Source organism: Agrobacterium sp. ES01 (assembly GCF_050320885.1).
GTDB lineage: Bacteria > Pseudomonadota > Alphaproteobacteria > Rhizobiales > Rhizobiaceae > Allorhizobium.
Window position 1 is genome coordinate 193,721 of the sequence record NZ_JBNQTH010000006.1, and the last position, 19,650, is coordinate 213,370.

The window sequence follows — 19,650 nt, forward strand, 5'->3', positions numbered from 1 at the left end:
GCGCTTACTCTGCTGCCAGGGGCAAAGCGTCGGTGACGCGCTTGCGGCCAGTGAGGAGGTCGGACATCAGGGAGGATTTGAGTGCAATCTGCGCCCTCAATTGTTTCTCCTCTTTGTCGATAGAGTCGTCAATCGATGACAGGCTTTCGACTATTCGCCGCTGCTCGTCCAAAGGTGGCAAAGGAACCGAGAAACGTCGAATAGTAGGCAGATTCAGTCCCGCCTTAGCCCCCGCATCGTTCAGGTGCTGGAATTTTCTCTGCGAGACCGGTCCTGACAACGCATAGGCTAAGAAAGCAGAACTAACCTGCCCCGCAAGGGGTCGGACGAGGGCGATATGCTGGTTCACGTATGCTTGGTGTTCAAACTTCTCAAATACGTGGCCGATGATGCCGAGATCGGCTGTGATTGAAATAAGTATGTCACCAACACCAACTCGGGTCCGGGCACCTTCAGTAGAACCCTGAGGCAGTGAGACCTTTTGGACTTCATCAAGGCGCATTCGAATGCTGGAACGTGTCAGGTTGGCTATACGAAGGAATAGATCACCGTTGTCAGAGTAGTATGCTGCCCACCCACGAGATCCACTGGTGACGAACTCGGATAATTCTCCAAGTGCGGCAACTTCCCACCCCTCCGGTATCTCCCCGATGGCTGTCTGCTTGAAGCGCGTGTGTCCGATGCCGTTGGCGAGGAGGCTTTCCAGCACGCCCCGCTTGACCTTTCTGGTCTGCTCGATCACAGCCCGCGTTGCCGCGATGGCCTCATCGACGCTGGATAGGATTTCCGCAATGCGGCGTTGTTCATGGAGTGGGGGGAGATGGATCTTGAAATCTAGCCAGCGCTCGCAATCAAAGATCATCTTCTCCACATCGACGCCGACGCTTGCATGGAAGCATGTCTGCTGAAAGTAGATCGAGTGACTGAAGTAGCCCAGAAATTCGAGCAAGAGCCTCGACTTCGGTCTGAGCACCGAATACTCGTTCGACACGACAGCGCCGTCGAGCGCCGGGGGAACGATCCCGCAGCCTCCGTGGATTATCTGACGGTTCGACATCAGAAAATCATCTCGCGCGATTTGGAATTGCGTTTTTGTGAGGACTTCGCGACCCATCAAGCGGCTGCGTGCCACCACGCCACCACGCGAACGCTTCGCCGTTACAAGTTGATATTTCACATTGTCGATGAGATCGATCGGTCGCTCTACAATCTCGAGAACATCGCCGAAAGTCACAGTCGTCCACCCTGGTGGGCAGAGCGGAAGGATCGGCTTGCCTGGTTGAACACTTGGCGGAAACAGAGAGCTACGCGCCATAGCCAAGCTCTCGCAGGTGCATGTCCAACACAGCTTCTGCATCGTTCCGCTCGGCGCGCAGATCGAGCAGTTTGGCATAATCCGTCGCGATGTCTGCCGTGTCCTCATCGCTCCCCAAATCCACGTATTGCGGAATGTTGAGGCTGAAATTGTTGCCCTCGATTTCCGCATAGTCCGCGACATAAGAGAACTGCTCGCTGGCTTGAAAGCGGTTCAGGCACTCTACGACATGGCCGAGGTGCTCCGTCGTCAGCAGATTCTGCTTCTTGCCGGCGATGAATTCGTCGGCCGCATGGATGAACAGCGTCTTGCCCTGCCGCTCGGCCGGCTTTTTCTTCCTAAGGATCAGGATACAGGCCGGAATGCCAGCGCCGTAAAATAGGTTGGGTGCCAGGCCGATGACGGCCTCGATCAGATCATCCCTGATCAGCCCCTCGCGGATCCTGCCCTCGGCACCACCGCGAAACAGCACGCCATGCGGCAACACGACGCCGCACACGCCATCTTCCTTCAGGCTCGCCACCATATGCTGCACGAAGGCAAGGTCGCCATAGGATTTCGGCGGGCAGCCATAGCGGTCGCGGCCATAGGCATCCCCCTTAGACCAGACATCATGGCCCCAGCTTTTGAGCGAAAACGGCGGGTTGGCCAGCACCCGGTCAAAGGTGCGGATGGCCTTCACGCTATCACCCGTCAGATGTTTCGGCTCCAGCAGGGTATCGCCGCGCGCCACCTGCGCATCGTCGATATCATGCAGGAACAGGTTCATCTGGCAGATGGCCCAGGTGTTGAGGTTGCGCTCCTGGCCGAACAGCGAAAGGCTTTTCGGGTTCTTGCCCTGCCGTTCCAGATGATGCACAGCTTCCAAGAGCATGCCGCCCGAGCCGCAGGTCGGGTCATAGATCGACATGCCTTCTTCCGGTTTCAGGCATTCGACGATCAGCCGCACGACCATTTTCGGCGTGTAGAACTCGCCGCCCTTCTTGCCGGCATCATCGGCAAACTGCGCGATCAGATATTCATAGGCCTGGCCCAGCACATCCGGCTCAACATCGGAATTCCGCAACCGGTGGGTCTCGAAGTGCTGCAGCAGCTTTTCCAGCATGGCATCCGGAAAGCGCTCCTTGTTGTTGAAATCGACATCCTGGAAGACGCCGCGCAGCTTCATGTTCGCGTCTTCAATGGCGCGGAATGCGGCGTTCAGATGCGTGCCGATATCAGTCGTATGCTTGCGCACATCCTTCCAGAAATGGCCCTTGGGAATATCGAAACGGTGTTCATCCGGATCAGCTGCCAGATCGGCATCATGATAGCGAGCCAGTCGCTCCTCATACTCTTCCTCCCAGACATCCGAGAGGCGCTTGAAGAACAGAAGGCCGAAAATGTAGTGCTTGTAATCGCCGGAATCGATCGATCCCCGCAGGATATCCGCCGCCCGCCAGAGGTGGGCCTCTAGCTGCGCCAGGCTCAACGTCGTCATTTATGCTCATCCCTCACTCAGCCGCAGGCCGATCCTACCAAATCGCCGCGCACCGGCAAATTATCTGGACAAAGGCTGCAAAGCGAATAGAAATTTGAGCACAATCTGCGGTCACATCCGAGGTGAATCTTGAGCGATATCAAACTGTTTAGTTTAGAGAAAGGATACGGTGGGCCCGTTGGCTTTGAGATTTGCCAGTCATGAGCTGTCGGCGTCAGCTATGTCGAAGACGTCGCACTCGGGCTATTTCTAGCGACCGTGGCCTTTCTGTTCGCCTTTAGTCGATATAGATCGATGGGCAGATCTTTGATGTTCTCATTTCCAGGGGTAAGCACGTTTTTTTGCCATTCACATATTCATCGTCTTGGATGATAACTGCCATAGGTGGGCAGGGCAGAGTGCATGAAACCAATAGTTTCTGATCAGTTTAAGCGAGCTATCGAAGCGAAGCGCCAAGAAGCACTGGCGCGTATTGAGCGCGTTCCAATCGCAGTCTTAGTTTGGGGGCCGAGCCCTACGTCAGGTAGTCCAATGGCTGAAATACGCGTCCAGCTTCGGGACTCACTTTCTCAGCGTGGCCACCTTGCGGACTTCAGCGAAGATCTGTTCGACCCAGCATCACCCTTGAGCAATTTAGCCCAGCAAGTTGCTCAAGCTGAGGCCTATGACATTATATTCTCGATGCCTAGTTCTTTCGGGGCTGTGGGTGAGATACATGATTTTGCTCGTCTTCAGGGTATAGCGCATAAACTAATAGCCTTTGTTGACCAGGCTCACGTTAATGGTTATTCGCCGCAGTCACTTATGGCAACACAGACAAGCGCTTCCTGTAAAATAGAGGTTTACAGTGCATCTGACCTTCCTGGTTGCATTATTGACAAGGCATTAGATCAAGTTCGACGCCTCCAAGAATTAATGTATCTTTCAGGGAGGCGTTGATGAAAGTAGTTGATTCCCTAAAAAAATACCGCACTTCTGTGTTCCACGACGAGAATATATTTACTCTGCTTTGCTGGCTTTATCAAAGCGGACCATCTACGCTGCGGGATATATTGGAGAATTTTTCACTCGATGAAATATTGATGAGGAGCATGGTCCGAGATCTATATAAGGATAACCTCCTTCGCACCAAGCATGGAGAGCGGTTCGCGCTGACTCATTTCGCAGAAGTTATTCTTGAGGCTGTTGACGTAGACACGATGGTGACGCCTTTCATGGTCGACGAGCTTGCGTCAGAGCAAACAGCTCGCTCAATAAAGAATTATATCAGCTGGACGAAGGATCTAGAATCGGACGATAGATGTGCAACAGTTCAATCTTTGAGGAATCTCCGTTGGTTTTTTGCCGCGTATCCTGATATATCCAGTTTTGAGCGCGATAAATACATTTGGTCTTGTGTATTGTCGCCGGATTCAAGAATGAGGAGTGTTTTAAGGAGCTCAATTATTGAGCCTAACATTGTAGTGAAAACATATTTCTCAAATGCAGACGATATTGGCGATGGATACTTCATACTCGAAGCAAAACAATTCGGCGATCGTCTAGACGCGAACGACAGATACATTCTCAAGCGACAACTTGATGATTCTGATGAAGACGAGACCCGTTTCTCAGAGTTTCGTGTTTTCAACTACTTGGCTTCTTCTAGGCGAGATGCGGCACTGGAAGCCGCGTGCGCTTTTGAGCGCCACTCGTCTCCAAACAGCTCTTGGGCTTCGTCTCTTAAGCTGGTCCTAAAGCGCCTCAGCTCCAAACTAGATGCCTCGCTCATTCTCGAACTTTTGGGGTTTGAAGGCGGTGATAAGAATCCGGTTGGGTCTCTTGAAGAGGCCCTTATGAAAGCCTGTATTGCGAAGCAAGAGAGAAGCCGACCCGGCTCGACAATGTCACGTGTAGCGTCTCTGCAAAAGAATGATGATTCAGACAGGGGCGTGGTTTGGAGAATCGTCGCAACGGATGAAGATGATTGAGCCGCGTTAGCGGCACATCCCCACGTAACTCTCTATCTCCATTGTCTCCACCCCGCGCAGCAATGCGTCGACCAAATCACGCGGAGAGGTGGCTGAGAGGTCGAAAGCACCGCACTCGAAATGCGGCATACGGGCAACCGTATCGTGGGTTCGAATCCCACCCTCTCCGCCACTGGTAAATACTTGATTTTAAAGCGAAATTCGCCGTTTTTGGGATGTTCCTACCCACGGAAATACCCGGCGAATCATGTATCTCACCTATCGAAAATCCGGCGTCCGTTTCCAGATCGCCGTCCCTGCTGATCTCCATGCCCGACTCGGGCGAACCCCGATCCGAATCCCGCTGGGGATGATCTCGGCCATGTCCGCCAGACGCATCGTTCGTTTACTGTCCGGTCACGCCGAGCGCCTATTCATCGCCGCGAGATCACAGGAGATGAATGCCATGTCGAAAGCAGACCTTCGCGACGCCCTCATATCGGAACTACAGGGCCAGCTTGCCGAGATGGCAGACCAGTTCGCGGAGTACCGGACGAACTCCGAGCGGCTGCTGGCTGTGGAGACCGAGAACGCCCGCCTGACGGGTCAGAACGAGGTGCTGGCGACCGTCGTGCCGATCGGCCAACATCTGGGCGCCGTCGCCGATGGAATGGAGGCGCTGGAGGCAAAGGTGCGCAGCCTGCCCCGAAAGGAGCAGGGCGGCGTCGAGGACGCCTTGGCCCGTCTGCAAGAGCAGATGACGTCGCTGTCCCAGGCCGTCCAGATGTCGCTCGACGGAGGGCCCCTTCGACCTCTCCTGTCGGAGGCGTTGGAAGACTGGATAGGCGTCCGCAACGGCCTCGGTATCGATCCGAAGAAGGTTAGTACCGACCGGAATCGCATTCTGGATTTCATCGCGTTCGCGGGCGACAAGCCTGCGAACAAGTACTCCTACTTCGACATCCAGCGTTTCATGAACCTGCTTGTCCGGGTGCCGGGGAACTACTCGAAGATTCCGCATCTCAAGAACAAGTCTCGACAGGATGCGGCGGACTATAACGACCGCCTCCCCGACGACCAGCGCCTGCCGACCCTCTCGGTGAAGTCGATCGAGGACAACTATCTCTCTCCGCTACGGGTCTTGTTCCGCGACGTCGGGGCTCAACACAGCTTTCGGTCGCCACTGACCGACGTCGAGATTCGAATCTCCGCAGACGCGACACCGTCTGTCGAACGTGTGCCGTTCGATGTCCCGGAACTGAACCTCTGGTTCGCGCATGCGGCCAAGGAAGAGCGGCCAGACATGAAGTGGCTCCCCCTGCTCGGAACCATCACTGGAGCCCGTATCGCGGAGCTCATTTTCCTTCAAGGGAAAGACATATATCGGATGAAGGACGACGGCGGCTTGGAGTGCTGGGTGCTCGACCTTCGCACAGAGCTCATCGCCGAGGGCGGCGGAACGCTGAAACGCAAGACCAAGAACAAGCCTTCGCGGCGCCTGATCGCCCTTCACGAGACCTTCGAGAAGGTGGGCTTCATAAAGTATGCGCAGTCCCGCCGAGGCGATGAATGGCTGTTCCCTGCTGCTTTCTACTACGGAAAACGCAGAGTCAAAGACCCTGCCGATGCGGCAAGCAAGCGGATGAACCGCATGCTGGAAGACGTCGGCATCCATAAGCATATGGAGAAGGTGTTCCATTCGAGCCGGCACACTGCCAAGGACATCATGCGAATGGCCCGCGTGGACGAGAGGACCCACGATCTTCAGACGGGACATGCACTCGCCACGGTCTCGAAACGCTACGGCCTGAAGCATCTCGCGCAGCAAGAGCTTGAAGTGCTGCGCAGCCTGCCGCTCCCCGATGGTCTCGACCTCACCCCATACATGGAACCGGGGGCCGCTGCATCGTGATCCGGCGCGGGTAGCCTCGCTCTTTTCCACGACGATTTTTTCCTATCCTTCGGATCGAGCCACGTGTCTCGATCCGATCCGCAAGCGGACTGGGGAAAAAATAGTCGCGGAACCTTCTCGCTCAGTGACTGTCAGCGCGGCGGCTCTTATGCCCTTCGGGCACCGCCATGCCCATTCTGGCCAAGGCGGAACAAGAGCCTATGCCGCCGCGCTGACAGTCAACCCCCGCCTACCGTCGTACCCGGAGCCGGGGAGAGATGCCGCACATCGAGACGCCGGGCTCGCGTCGTTAGATCCCTGTTAGATCTACCGGCATTCTTCATTACAAGACCGGTTTCGTCCTGGGCTCCATCTTGCGAATCTGCTATAAACGCCTTGTAAAACAATGGTTTATTGAGATTTTCATGGAAACGACGACGACAACAGTCCGAGGCCTCACGTTCGACGTTCTGGTGAAGGAGACAACGCACCGAGACGCCGTGGGTGTCCTCTTCTACCTCGCGACGATCACCATCAGGAGCCGCAAGACAGGCGTCGAGCGGATCGCCCGCCGGTCCCGCATTCCGGGCACAGGGAAGACCATCGCTCGCGACGTCCAGCGAATGGGCGTTCGGGTACTCGACAAGCTGGCAGCGTGAAGGAGAAGGACATGCAGTTGCAATACATCTACGAGACTCGGTTCCCTTGGGAGCCGGACGCGGGCGTCTTCACCGGAAGCGAGACGTCGGCCCTCGGAATGACGACAGAGCTTGTCGCCGTCCGCAACGGTGTGATCGCCGACGAGGACGAAGCGGAAGCCCGGTTCGAGCTACTGATCGTCCGGCGCGGCGACGGGTTCGCCCATTCATGGGAAGTCATGGATGGCGATACCAGCGAGACGCTGGCGCAAGGTGAGGCGTCGACGCTCGCGGATGCGAAGCGCGCCGCAGAGGCGTCGGCGTGGCATGCTGCCGAGCGCATTGCCGGCCGCCGAATCCAGCGCGCGGAAGACTGGGTGACCACCGTCGCCTCGGGAATGCTGACGGCGATCAACGAAGCGGCCAGCCGGGGACAGCGATAGCGTCCCGGATTCCGGTGGGTAAAGATACCACCCGGCTCATCGGACGCGCTGTACGGGCCGTTTAAACGCCTTCGAATTGGAGAACGGGGCCATCAGGCCCTGTTTTCGGGTCCGACGCCCGATTTCGCGACTTCGTCGTGGAAGGTGATGATGGCCTCGGCCAATGCCTCGACGTCGGCCCTATCTGGGATGCCGCTCGACATCAGGTCGATGTACGCGGCGTCGAGCGCGTCGAGACGCCGCCGCTGGTCGTCTGTCAGATGAGAGAGCAGCGCCCCGGCGTCGGCGTGAAGTTCCATTTCCATGTCGTTCTCCTCCTACTTCCTTCCGGGGACCGGCGCGGCGTCGACATCGACGGCGGGCGTCGGCTCATCTTCGAACGTCGGCGCGACCCGTGCCCCCACGAGCGCGCGTTCCCGCAGCGTTGTCCGGTCAGCACCGATCCCCAGCATGCGGAGTGCCGTCCGATCCTCAGATGCGATCAGCCCCCGGAGCCATGCCTGCGCCTCGTCCGGGACGCGCTGCAGCAATGTATCCCGCGCTTGCTCGCGACGTCGGCCCAAGCGACTGTCGAGGTCCTTCACCAGCCGTTTCCAAGGCCTTGGCATCGGCCGCAGGCGCGGCGTCGCGGTCGGGAGAGACGCCCGCCCCGGCTCTGGATCGAGCCCGCGCTCTCTGGCCCATGCTTCGCGCCCATTGGGGTAGCCAGCCGGCGGGTCCCATGGCGATCGTCGAGGGCGGAGCCGGGGAAGGTCGAACGCCGGAGCCGGGACCGGCGGCGCAAGGGCGAGCACGACGGAGAGCAGGGCCAGAAGCTGGAGCATCACCTTGCCCGCCGGATCGCTCCGGCGCTCCCGACGTCGAGCGAGTTCGAGCCGCATGTGGTCGGCGCAAGTTCGACGCCGCCGCTTTTTCTCTGCCGAATCCTTGCTCATGCCGACGCCTCCAATCCCTGATCAGCATGCGCGCCGGCTGGATTCGAGGCAAACCCGGACGGGCGTCGCGACGCCCGGACGAAGGATTCGACGCCGATTCCGGGTAGGTTGGGATACGTCGGCGGCGTTCGGACGAGCTTAGAAGGCCACTTCCGGCGTCCTCATTTTTGGATTCCGGCGATTCCGGGAGATTTTCGGGCCTTTGGGCACCGGGAGCCAGAGAGGCCAGGCAGGTGCGCGCCGCCGGTCCTTGCCTGCGAACTCATGGCAGCTTCGCGCTAAGAGGAGACATTCGCAGGTTGGATAGGTTAAAAAATGATCGGTCTTCCTCGATCATGGATGCTATGATGCCGACCTTGGTTGAAATTGTTCCCTACGACCCGAAATGGGCAGATGTTTTCGCGGAGACCGAAGCCTTTTTGAGAAAACTGCTCGGCGGATGCGTGATCGCAGTCGAGCATATCGGTAGCACCGCAGTGCCAAGATTGTCCGCAAAGCCGATAGTTGACGTGGATGTCGTTGTATCGGGGCTCGGAGACATTCCGGATGCAAGCGCGGTTCTCATTGATGCTGGCTTCGAACCTCGTGGCAATCGCTACGATGACGATGTTTGGGCCTTCCTCTCAAAACGCCCATCGCCGCAGTTAAGGGTCTACCTTTGTCCGCCCTCAAACGAGACCCACGAAAGGCGGATGCTTTTCCGAAACTACCTCCGCCGACACGACGATGTGGCCTTGGCATACTCTGCTCTGAAATGCCGCCTTGCAGAGCAGTTCCCGTATGACGGTGATCGTTATACGTCGGAGAAGAGCGCGTTCATTTCCGAGATCGTCTGTGCGGCAAAGAAAGGCACGGAATGACCGGTTTGGGCCGATTGCGGAAGGACACAATTTTGGTCATCGCCCCGGCGTAGGTCGCGGACCGAATCCCGGCCCCAGAGACGGCGTCACCTCCGGGGGACGAAGGCGCTGTACCTCCCGCCGTGCGGCGTCGCGTTGCGCAGCCGTCTCCGTGAGTGCAGTGTCGAGAGTCCGGACCAGCTCCTCTGCCTTCCTGCTGGCGGTCTCGGCGGCGCTAGCCCTGCGTTCGGATGCGTCGGCGCGACGGTCGGAAGACGTCGCCTGGTCGCGGAGCCGTTCCATCTCAACCTCGACGGCGGCGCGGATGCGGTCGGCGACACGGCTCTTTCGGAAGCCGTCGATGGCTGTTCGAAGCAGGCCAGGCAGCCGTTGCAGCCTGGCCGACGCCGCGCGAACCTTTATGGCCTCTTCCCGGACGCGCGACATCATGGACCGCGCCTTGCGCTGCTCGCGAACGGCGGCGTCGTGTGCGGCCTTGGCGGCTTCCGTCGCCGCCTTGGATTCCGCAAGACGTCGAGCCGCCTCCGCCGTCGCGGCGTCGGCCTCGGCGCGCAGCCTGGCGGCTTCCGACGTCGCCGTCGAGACCATGGATTCGGTCTCTGTCCTCTTCTCCGCCACGTAGGATTCAACTTTGACCTTCACGGCGTTCGCTCGATCGAGAGACGCCCGGAGGGCGCGAGCCTGGACCTTCTCCCGCTGCCACTCCGTTCTCGACAGGCGGCGTCCGCCTGGTCCGAGCCTGGTGAGACCGCATGGTTGGGCGACGGCGACATGATACGAATCCTGCCATTCGCGCATGGCCCGCTTGTATTCACGGTCGCCGCGCTTGTTCAGCGTCTTGGAATCCTCTCCGTCGGCGGGACCGGCCAGCATCACGGCGCTCTTCGCAGACTGGCCTGGGTGGAGCGCGGTCGCGCGCATCGCGGGATCGTCGGGCAGGACGTAGGCATGGACATGCCACCGGGTTTCGTCTTCGTGACGGACGACCGAGGACAGACGGTCGCCGTATTGCTCCCGGAGCCACGCAACGGTCAGTCTCTCCCAGCGCTCGACTTCCACTCGCATCGCCGGGTCGCCGCGAACCGCCTCCATCGTCACGGGATGCGAAGCCACAACCGTCAGCAGTGTGTGCTGATCCTGCCGCACGCGCCGTTCCTTGCCGCCTTTCGGCGTCGTGCGGGCGGCGTCGGCTGCGGCATCGTGCATCCGTTCCACCTCGTCTACGCCCACGCCGTACACGATGACCGGCGGCGAGGGCGTCGCAACATGAAGGGAGGCGGAGGGATCGCGGCGGGCCTCACCGAGGACAAAGGACGTGGAGCGTCCTTTCGCTCCCTTTCGAGAGAAGCATTCCATGTGCACGAACTGATAGGCCATTCCCGCTCACTCCACGAAGAAGGCAACGGCCACGGCTGTTGTCCTGGCCCCGGTCGCCATGTCGCGGATGAGGATCGACCACTGATACTGTCCGGCAGTCCGGGAGCGCCCGGAGAAGATGCCCGTCGCGCCGTCGAATGAGAGACCGGCAGGAAGCGGCGTCGCGGTCGCCAGCGCGTATTCGTACCGGCCAGAACCGCCCGAGACGTCGGGGAGCAGCAGCACGGACTCGCCGACGCCCCACGCGTATCTGTTGCCTCTGTAGGTCACGACCGGCACCTCAGCAGGTGGCGTTGCCGGAGGTTCGGCGGTCGGAGCCGGCGTCGTCAGCACGCCCGACGACGCCGATCTCCATACGACGGACCCCTCGCTGGCGGACGCCGTATTCGTGAGAAGCGCCGCGACGATGACAGACGTGATGATGTTCTGGACGTTCAACATGATGTTCCTCCGGTGTCGGTGGAGGAATCGTGACCGCCGGCGGAGCCGGAAACAAACCTGTAGAGACGGACTAATGCTTTTCCGCTCCCCTTCGGGGTGCTCAAAGCGTCCGCTCTCCGAGGGCGCTCGCGCGGCGCCTGGCCGGGCCTTATCGCCGTCCTGGAGGACGACGAGACATAACGTGAAATCACGTTATGTCCTGGTGACGTCGGGCAACCGCCGTCACGCCGCGATGCGGCAACCATGCTCCGAGGACTGGCCCGGAGCATGGGCGGCAGACGCCCGCCATTCCGCCCAGCGGGCTTCGCTCGCGGCGAGGTCTGCCCGCATCTTCGCCCATCGCGCCACGATGGCGGGCGACTCGAATGGAATTTCGTCGTCTTCGGTGGGCGGTCGGGGAGTCAGACGGACGACTGTGCCTCCTTCGAAGAGCGCGGCGAGGTCCGCCGCGTCCTCGTCAAGCTCTTCCGGCGGCACTTCCTCGTCATCGTTTCCGGGTGCGGGGACAGTTGGGCTACATGTGTGAACCATATACGGGGCTGCTTCCGCAGCCTCACGTATATCGTCGGACGACAGGACGGCCTCGCGAGCCATCTGGGCCACCCGGAGCGCCTCCTCCGGCTCCGGCCCCCAGTTGTCATCCCACATCTCGCGTGCGGCACGCTTCCACGCTTCGATGTCGCCGCCGGCCTCGCCGAACGGTTTCGTCGGATCGTATCGCTGCACCATGATCAGCGGCTCCGCCCACGGCGAGTGCCGCCACTGGGGTAGCGTCATGCCGAGCAACATGTTCGACGGCGGCGCCTTCTTCTCGACGTCGGTCGCGGCGTCGGATTTTTCGCTGTCCTTCTTCTTCTCGTCGTCCGAATCCTTGTCCGACTTCTTCCTCTTCCTCACGCGCATCAGCCGGCCGTCGCCACGACCGATATGGACGCGCACGACCTTTTCCCCGGCTTTGTCGAGCGTCTTCATCCAGTCCTTGAAGTCGCCCAGTGGCTGGCAGAGCTTCAGCCGCTGGGTGGCCTGGTACAGCCACACCAGTTCATCGGTGGACGACCGTAGCGTGTCGTTCGGCTTGGAGCAGTACTTCACCAGTTCCTCGACGGAGTCGATCTTGCCGTTGTCCTTCCACCATGCGCCGGTCGCCTCATGTGTGAAACGAAGGAAGTCTTCCCAAGTCTTGCCCTTCTCCTTCAGCACCCGCGTTGGCCAGTATAAGACGTTGGCGTGGACGTGATAGAGCACCGTGGCCGCACCGTACCGCTCCGACAGATTCGACGCCTGGCCGCGAGCATGAGCCTCAGCATCACGCTCCGCAGCCGTGGCGCGTGTGAACTCAATGCCCCGATAGAGGACTTCCACCCCGTACTTCTTCTGGGCGTTGTGCGCCCATCTTGAAATGCGCCGGTTCAGTTCCTGGATCGCACCGCGCATGTCGCCTTGAAGGTCCGCGCTGAACGGGACCGGCTCCGAGCAAGTCATGACGGCGTATCTGAAGTACTTCGAATCTTTGTGTCCGCTGATGAAGAGTTTCAGTCCGTTCACTGTAGGCCGTCTGTCGCGCGCGGCGACGGTCGGTAAGAACCGGCAGGCACGGTAGACGCGCTGCTGTTCGACCACGCCCGTGACCGCCCCGATAAACGTCACGTCGCCGTCGAGGACGACGTTCACCCCCGCTCCGCCCAGCGCGTCGGCGATGTGCGCCGTCTGTCGTTCCAGCTCCGCCGACGCCGCTTGACGCTGCGCCCACGAGACCGGGTCCATGGCCCAGCCGGTGTTCGACCGCAGGACGTCGTCGTGCGTCGTGCGCGCCGGTCTGGCGACGGTCGTCTCAAGCGCAGCAACGGCGGCGGCAACGAGTTTGCCTAAGCCTAGCGGGGCTTCGTCAACATTTTTGATTGGGTAGGTAAGGTTCGGCTCGGCATCGCAGGGGTCATATCCGAGCCCCCGGCTCAACTCGCCGTCAACGGCGACTTTACATGTTCAGCGATGTCGTTCAGCATTCTGGAACACCTTGTGAAAACCGCCGGAGGGTTGCGAGCCCGTTGATGGCGGTTTTTCTATGCTCGATCGATGGCGGGCATCGGTCAACGGCGTCTTTGCGATTTTCTGACCTTCTTCGCCTCTTTGGGGAGGTTATGCATTGGGCCAGGAGAGAACTTGGAGTCCTTACCTTTCCGCGCCCAGCCGGCGTCTGGAAATAACTCGATCATCCTGTCCGTGGCTACGGTCAATATCCCAGAAAAGAACTCTAGTACCATGCACAGGGCATCGCGATCGAAGCCGTTTTCAACCCCAGTTCCGCGTCCGTTCGGTTCCATTCTATAGAAAGTAAACGAAAGTATATGTGTATATTGCGAAAGATAGTTCCAATAGAAATCATATTCTTGCTGATCGATGCCTGCAGCCCTAATCACATCCTTTTGCGGAGTGATCATCATATATTTGCCTGCAAGGATGTCAGACTTAATTTTAGAATCGAGGTCAGAAAAGTATTTTATACTTTCGAGGCGCTGCTTAATTTCCTCTGCTTGCCCTTTAAACCACTCAATTTCTTCATTAGATAGGACAAACGGGAGGATTTTTATTCTTTTTAAGCAGTCGTAAAGGTGCATGACATTCACGTACGCGCGCTGCACCTCGGCATCATCTGGGGCTGAGCTGAGATAGTAGAACAGGACGTACCCCTCCAAGAGGGAGCGCGCATGCGACGCCACCGTCGAGACATCCCATGTCTCAAAGTCTCGCTTTACCCATCGGGACATAGGCGCCGACGATACCAGGGATCTGGCGTGCGAACACATTCGCGCAAAAACATGAGTTGAATATCCGATTGCTGGGCTTTCTTGCCGTCCTGCCGTCGCTTGGCTGACCGCAATCATTTCACAAACAGCGGCGTCAAACCGCCTCAGTCTTTCCAAGTAGTCAACCTGCGTAGTCTTTCCCTTGAAGTCAGAAGTTCCGTTCTCATCCTCCGTCATTTGCTTTCCCATTCACACCAGATCCGAAGTCCGCGAGCAGCCAGCATCAGTTTCAGATTGCAGTCAATGTGCTGAACCGCAGATCCTGCTGATTGTTGACAATGGCTGGGGTATCAAATACCCACTCGTCTACCCGAACGGAAATTTCTGTGACCAAATATCAATATGTTATGCGGAAAATGGTAGAGAGTCCCACCCTCTCCGCCATGATTTGTAAATAAAGTCAGCTATTTATGCGGCGTTTCAAGTCAGAAAAACTAACATTTGAACCGTTTGTGTCGAAACCTCGCTGCAAGGGTCACATTCCCGGTATCGGCTCACTTAGATAAATTCAAAATGCCGCAGCGCCGCTTCGACAGCTATTTGCTTGTCCTGCGGACATGGGTACTTTCGGCTCTTCGGATCGCTTCTATTCGGTGCAACGCGATTGGTATTCCCGTTCTCTGCTTTCACGTGAAAAATCCAGCACGTCTTGGTCGTCAAGTTGTATGTCGTCTTAATCCAATCCTGAACCTGTTTGCAGGTTGCCATCTTCATTCGTGTTGTTGATCGGCTGATGCCTTCAATTGAGATTGATAATCTTCGCTGGCGAAAAGCTCTGTTGGGTTTTCACACCACTTATCATACCCTGCCGGGAGCGTGGATTGCCGACCGCTCCCTTGAGCCAACATTCACTCTTCTTGCTAACATAGGTGAAAGCGATGCAACTGCTGTTGTCGATGCAAGCAAGCCTGCATTGAAGAGGCGTCGTTGCCTCTTCGAAGGGACGGTTGGAAAGGTCGCCGCCTGGCAGGTCGATATCGTCGTAGAGAGCATCCTGAGGATCAATCGTGCCAACGATGAATGCCGTCGGATCTGGCTCGGTGCCGCTTAAAAGCATCCCGGAAAAGGCGACTCTGTTGCCATCGACTCTTCCGTAGCCCGATTTTAGGAAGCAGTTTGGGCCGCGTTTGATGGTTGGGTTGACATTGAAGGTGAAGGCTTTGCACTGCCCTTTCAGCGTCGCACACTGCCCGGCACATTCAGCAGCGTCTGCAACTCTCACAGAACTTATGTCGTCGCCAAAAAGATCGAGGCCAGTGTAGATCGCAAGTCGATCTGGTCGGTCTGATGTTTGGGCGGTAGGATGTGAGGCTTCTGATGTCGATGAGTGAGTTGCCGGGGCGTCGATTTCCAGACCGCTGGCCGATTCTGCTGGGTCACGCCGAGCCACACCACTCTTTGCGGCATCTGCCTTGTTTAGTCGATAGCGCACGATCTCTTCGCCGGTGAAGACATGCATGTCGTCTGGTGGCGTCTTGAACATGACGCTCATCACTTCAGGCGGTGTATCGAAGCGACCAAGCACGTCGATGATATCTGAAATGGTGAGCTGAGCGCCGACGAGATCGGATGATTGCGACGAGATCTGGTGGACGCCGAGCTCACCTTCGACCTCCCGCGCTACGCCGGCAAGGAAGATGTAAGCACAGGCCGAATAGCAACCACTTCCCTTGGGGATGTAGGTTGTCAGCTTCCTTTGATGGATATCGTCTGCAATCAAAAGTCCCATCTGCACATTGCCGCCTGGGCTATTGAGAGCGACCACCTTGGCGTTTGGAGCCGCATCAAGGACGCGCCTGAAGTTCAGCGCGGAGCTAACGTCGATTTCGCCATTGAGAATGATCACATCGGGATAGTCATCGTCGACGATGAATGGTCCAAAGGTTTTCTCATCGGCCGACGCGCTGCCGACTGAAATGAGAGACAAAAGAGCGATGATGACGACAGCTCGAAATCTATTACGCATAAATGCAACCTCTGACCGGGACTCATCAAACTATATTGGCTCGGGATGAGCAACCTTCATGCGCGAGCTACCTTTCGGTTCACTCCGTCTGCGCATTGATTGCGTGTGCGCAACTCCTACAAGATACGTCCATGAGAACGAATTATCCCGGTCGACTTATGATGGCGCGCCAGGTGTCAAGGATTAGGAACAATGGTTTCCGAGAGTCTTTTCAACTATATGGCGAGGACATTTCAGGCAAGCAGGCCACAGCTTATGCCGGTCCCTTCGACAAACCCGTCAAAATAGACGGGTTTGTCCGTTGCCGGGAGAGAGCGCCTTCGGAGCGTTCTCGTTTACTCTGCCGCTGCGCGTTGAGGAACCGAGACGGCTTCTGCCGGCACGTCTTCATGGTGCTGAACCAGTGGTCGATTGCCGGACAGCCTGCGCAGCAGAACGTAGAATACCGGTGTCATGAAGATGCCGAAGAAGGTGACCCCGATCATACCGCAGAACACCGCAAGCCCCATGGCTGCCCGCATTTCTGCGCCGGCCCCGGTCGAAATCACCAGAGGGACGACGCCCATGATGAAGGCCATCGAGGTCATCAGGATCGGACGTAAACGAAGTCGGCTTGCCTCGATCGCTGCCTTGACGGGACTACGGCCCTCGAACTCGAGCTCGCGCGCGAATTCGACGATCAGGATTGCGTTTTTCGCAGACAGCCCCACCAGCACCACAAGACCTATCTGGGTGAAGATGTTGTTGTCTCCGCCAGTGTACCAGACTCCGGCCAGAGCCGCGAGCACGCCCATGGGCACGATCATGATGATCGCAATCGGTAGTGTCAGGCTTTCGTATTGGGCTGCCAGCACAAGATAGACCAGCAGTAGAGCGAGCGGGAAGACGACAATGCTCGAATTGCCCGCAAGTATTTGCTGGTAGGTCAGGTCGGTCCACTCGAACTCTATACCGGTCGGTAGTGTTTCTGCGGCAATGCGCTCAACCGCGGCCTGCGCTTGCCCGGACGAGAAGCCTGGGGCCGGGCCACCATTGATATCAGCGGCGAGGAAGCCGTTATATCGGGTTGTCCGCTCCGGGCCCGTGGCGCTGTCAACCTTCAACAAAGCCGATAGCGGGATCATCTGACCCGAGCGCGAACGGACCTCAAGCTGGCCGATATCCTCCGGCTGAGCACGGAATGCGGCATCAGCCTGCACCCGCACACTGTAGGTGCGTCCGAAAGCATTGAAGTCGTTGACATAGAGTGAGCCGAGATAGATCTGCAGCGTTTCGAAGACATCGGTCACCGACACGCCCAGTTGCTCGGCCTTCGAGCGATCCAGGTCCGCGTATAGCTGCGGAACATTGATCTGGAAACTCGAAAACAGACCCGCAAGCTCCGGTGTCTGGTAGGCCATGCCAAGGAACGCCTTGGTTGCCTGATCGAGCGCCTGATAGCCAAGGCCGGCCCGATCCTCAATCTGCAATTTGAACCCGCCTGTCGAGCCAAGGCCGTTGACCGGCGGTGGCGGGAACATGGCAATGAAGGCGTCCTGGATACCTGCAAATTTCTGGTTCAATTGCATGGCAATGGCGCCACCCGATAGCTCCGGTGTCGTGCGCTTTGAGAAATCATCGAGAACAGCGAAAACGATGCCCGAATTGGAGCCAATCGTGAAGCCGTTGATCGACAGACCGGGGAAGGCGATCGCATGAGCCACGCCCGGTTGTTCCAGCGCGATCTCGCTCATACGCTTGATGACGTCTTCGGTACGATCGAGGCTGGCGCCGTCCGGCAATTGTGCAAAGCCGATGAGGTATTGCTTGTCCTGTGCGGGTACGAAGCCGCCCGGCACTGCGCTGAAGACCGTATATGTCGCTCCGATCAGCGCGAGATACACAAACATCACCAGCGTTTTGCGGGACATGAGACCACCGACGCCGCGACTGTAGCCGTTGGATGCTGCGCCGAAAACGCGGTTGAACCCACGGAAGAAGCCGCCGAAGACGCGGTCCATCCCGCGGGTCAGCCAGTCTTTCGGGGCATGACGATCCTTCAGCAAGAGGGCAGCCAGCGCCGGCGACAGCGTCAAAGAATTGATGGCTGAAATGACGGTCGAGATGGCGATTGTCAGCGCAAACTGTCGATAGAACTGACCTGACAGTCCGCTGATGAAGGCAAGCGGCACAAATACCGCAACCAGCACCAGGGCTATTGCTATGATCGGCCCGGAGACCTCACGCATGGCACGATAGGTTGCCTCGCGCGGGCTCAGCCCATCCTCGATATTACGTTCGACATTTTCAACGACGACGATTGCGTCATCGACCACGATGCCGATCGCCAGTACGAGTCCAAAGAGCGTCAGCGCATTCACCGAGAAGCCGAACGCATACATGACCGCGAACGTGCCGATGATGGAAACGGGAACGGCGATCAGCGGAATGATGGAGGCCCGCCATGTCTGCAGAAACAGGATCACCACGAGGACGACGAGGGCCACGGCCTCAAGCAGGGTGTGAATGACCTTTTCGATGGAGGAACGCACGAATTCCGTCGTGTCGTAGACGATCTCGTATTTTACGCCGTCTGGCATGGCCAGCTGCAGCTGATCCATCGTCGCATGCACATTGTCAGCAATCTCGATGGCGTTGGAACCGGGTGCCTGAAGCACAGCAATCGCGACAGCCGGTTGGCCGTCCAGCAGGGATCGCAATGTGTAGTCGGCAGCGCCCATCTCAATGCGGGCGACATCCTTCAAGCGCGTGATCTGGCCCTCGGAACCCGAACTCACGATGATCTCACCGAATTCCTCAGGCGTGCGAAGACGACCCTGTGCGTTGACGTTGAGCTGCAGATCGACACCGGCTGGGCTCGGTGAGGCGCCAATGATTCCCGCTGCGGCCTGAACGTTCTGCTGGCGGATGGCGTTTGTGATGTCGCTTGCAGCCAGCGAATGCTGCGCCGCTTTTTGTGGATCGATCCAGATCCGCATGGCATAATCGCCCGCACCAAATACCTGAACCTGTCCAACACCTTCGATCCGCGCCAGCCGATCCTTGATGTTCAGGGTGGCATAGTTGCGCAGATAGGTGACGTCGTAGCGATCTGTGGTGGACACAAGGTTGACCACCATAATGAAATCGGGCGAACTCTTCACGGTCGTCACACCGAGTGCACGCACTTCCGATGGCAATCTTGGCTCTGCCTGCGATACGCGATTTTGAACCAGTTGCTGAGCCTTGTCGGGATCGGTGCCAAGCTTGAACGTGACAGTGAGCGTCAGCACACCGTCAGAGGTTGCCTGACTGTTCATGTAAAGCATGCCTTCGAGGCCATTGATCTGCTCTTCGAGCGGGGTTGCGACCGTCTCGGCGATCACCACCGGGTTTGCGCCCGGATAGACAGCGCGCACGACAATGGATGGCGGGACGACGTCGGGATATTCCGAGATCGGCAGCATGCGCATACCGATCAGGCCGGCGATGACGATCAGGATCGACAGCACTCCCGCGAATACCGGTCGGTCGACGAAAAATCTGGAAATGTTCATGACAGGGCCCTCTCC

At 58.1% G+C, this 19,650-nt stretch carries 16 protein-coding genes and 1 tRNA gene; 7 read left to right on the forward strand and 10 right to left on the reverse strand.

Annotated elements, in window-relative coordinates:
* Window positions 1-4: 4 nt before the first annotated feature.
* Window positions 5-1,234 carry a restriction endonuclease subunit S gene (locus tag ACQQ2Q_RS17980; protein WP_428188499.1) on the reverse strand — a complete coding sequence of 410 codons (1,230 nt, stop codon included), beginning with the start codon at window positions 1,232-1,234 and terminating at the stop codon, window positions 5-7.
* A gap of 70 nt (window positions 1,235-1,304) precedes the next feature.
* On the reverse strand, window positions 1,305-2,795 hold the full coding sequence (locus ACQQ2Q_RS17985) for a type I restriction-modification system subunit M (RefSeq protein WP_428188500.1): 1,491 nt from the start codon (window positions 2,793-2,795) through the stop codon (window positions 1,305-1,307).
* Window positions 2,796-3,197: 402 nt separating this feature from the next.
* Between ACQQ2Q_RS17985 and ACQQ2Q_RS17990 the strand changes: the two genes are divergently transcribed.
* The 6 genes from ACQQ2Q_RS17990 to ACQQ2Q_RS18015 all read left to right on the forward strand — a co-directional run bounded on the left by ACQQ2Q_RS17990 (window position 3,198) and on the right by ACQQ2Q_RS18015 (window position 7,716).
* The gene (locus tag ACQQ2Q_RS17990; protein WP_428188501.1) at window positions 3,198-3,734 is read left to right on the forward strand and encodes a hypothetical protein; all 537 of its coding nucleotides are present in this window, start codon (window positions 3,198-3,200) and stop codon (window positions 3,732-3,734) included.
* Window positions 3,734-4,765 (forward strand): hypothetical protein, encoded by a 1,032-nt coding sequence (locus ACQQ2Q_RS17995; RefSeq protein ID WP_428188502.1) that lies wholly within the window; start codon window positions 3,734-3,736, stop codon window positions 4,763-4,765. Before ACQQ2Q_RS17990 ends, ACQQ2Q_RS17995 begins: the two co-directional genes overlap by 1 nt.
* Before the next feature lie 82 nt (window positions 4,766-4,847).
* Window positions 4,848-4,937: transfer RNA gene (locus tag ACQQ2Q_RS18000), tRNA-Ser, on the forward strand.
* A gap of 75 nt (window positions 4,938-5,012) precedes the next feature.
* Window positions 5,013-6,656 carry a hypothetical protein gene (locus ACQQ2Q_RS18005; RefSeq protein ID WP_428188503.1) on the forward strand — a complete coding sequence of 548 codons (1,644 nt, stop codon included), beginning with the start codon at window positions 5,013-5,015 and terminating at the stop codon, window positions 6,654-6,656.
* A 404-nt stretch (window positions 6,657-7,060) separates the two neighbouring features.
* On the forward strand, window positions 7,061-7,294 hold the full coding sequence (locus tag ACQQ2Q_RS18010; RefSeq protein ID WP_428188504.1) for a hypothetical protein: 234 nt from the start codon (window positions 7,061-7,063) through the stop codon (window positions 7,292-7,294).
* A gap of 11 nt (window positions 7,295-7,305) precedes the next feature.
* Entirely contained in the window at window positions 7,306-7,716 is a 411-nt protein-coding gene (locus tag ACQQ2Q_RS18015) for a hypothetical protein (RefSeq protein ID WP_428188505.1), read from the forward strand.
* Window positions 7,717-7,808: 92 nt separating this feature from the next.
* Here ACQQ2Q_RS18015 and ACQQ2Q_RS18020 read toward each other — a convergent pair whose 3' ends face one another.
* Together ACQQ2Q_RS18020 and ACQQ2Q_RS18025 are read right to left on the reverse strand one after the other, a co-directional pair.
* The gene (locus ACQQ2Q_RS18020; RefSeq protein ID WP_428188506.1) at window positions 7,809-8,021 is read right to left on the reverse strand and encodes a hypothetical protein; all 213 of its coding nucleotides are present in this window, start codon (window positions 8,019-8,021) and stop codon (window positions 7,809-7,811) included.
* Between the two features lie 12 nt (window positions 8,022-8,033).
* Window positions 8,034-8,651, reverse strand: a complete 618-nt coding sequence (locus ACQQ2Q_RS18025) for a hypothetical protein (protein ID WP_428188507.1) — start codon at window positions 8,649-8,651, stop codon at window positions 8,034-8,036.
* Window positions 8,652-8,884: 233 nt separating this feature from the next.
* On the opposite strand from ACQQ2Q_RS18025, the gene ACQQ2Q_RS18030 reads away from it, so the two are divergent.
* On the forward strand, window positions 8,885-9,511 hold the full coding sequence (locus tag ACQQ2Q_RS18030) for a GrpB family protein (RefSeq protein ID WP_428188508.1): 627 nt from the start codon (window positions 8,885-8,887) through the stop codon (window positions 9,509-9,511).
* A gap of 36 nt (window positions 9,512-9,547) precedes the next feature.
* Here ACQQ2Q_RS18030 and ACQQ2Q_RS18035 read toward each other — a convergent pair whose 3' ends face one another.
* The 6 genes from ACQQ2Q_RS18035 to ACQQ2Q_RS18060 form a co-directional block, all read right to left on the reverse strand.
* Window positions 9,548-10,888, reverse strand: coding sequence for a hypothetical protein (locus ACQQ2Q_RS18035; protein WP_428188509.1), 1,341 nt, complete (start codon window positions 10,886-10,888; stop codon window positions 9,548-9,550).
* 6 nt (window positions 10,889-10,894) lie between these two features.
* On the reverse strand, window positions 10,895-11,329 hold the full coding sequence (locus ACQQ2Q_RS18040) for a putative Ig domain-containing protein (protein WP_428188510.1): 435 nt from the start codon (window positions 11,327-11,329) through the stop codon (window positions 10,895-10,897).
* A gap of 222 nt (window positions 11,330-11,551) precedes the next feature.
* Window positions 11,552-13,285 carry a hypothetical protein gene (locus ACQQ2Q_RS18045; RefSeq protein ID WP_428188511.1) on the reverse strand — a complete coding sequence of 578 codons (1,734 nt, stop codon included), beginning with the start codon at window positions 13,283-13,285 and terminating at the stop codon, window positions 11,552-11,554.
* 131 nt (window positions 13,286-13,416) lie between these two features.
* Window positions 13,417-14,310: a DUF5677 domain-containing protein gene (locus ACQQ2Q_RS18050; RefSeq protein ID WP_190235950.1), complete on the reverse strand. Its 894-nt coding sequence runs from the start codon at window positions 14,308-14,310 to the stop codon at window positions 13,417-13,419.
* 562 nt (window positions 14,311-14,872) lie between these two features.
* Window positions 14,873-15,979, reverse strand: a complete 1,107-nt coding sequence (locus ACQQ2Q_RS18055; RefSeq protein WP_428188512.1) for a PAN domain-containing protein — start codon at window positions 15,977-15,979, stop codon at window positions 14,873-14,875.
* Between the two features lie 455 nt (window positions 15,980-16,434).
* Window positions 16,435-19,635, reverse strand: coding sequence for an efflux RND transporter permease subunit (locus ACQQ2Q_RS18060; protein ID WP_428188513.1), 3,201 nt, complete (start codon window positions 19,633-19,635; stop codon window positions 16,435-16,437).
* Window positions 19,636-19,650 lie beyond the last annotated feature (15 nt).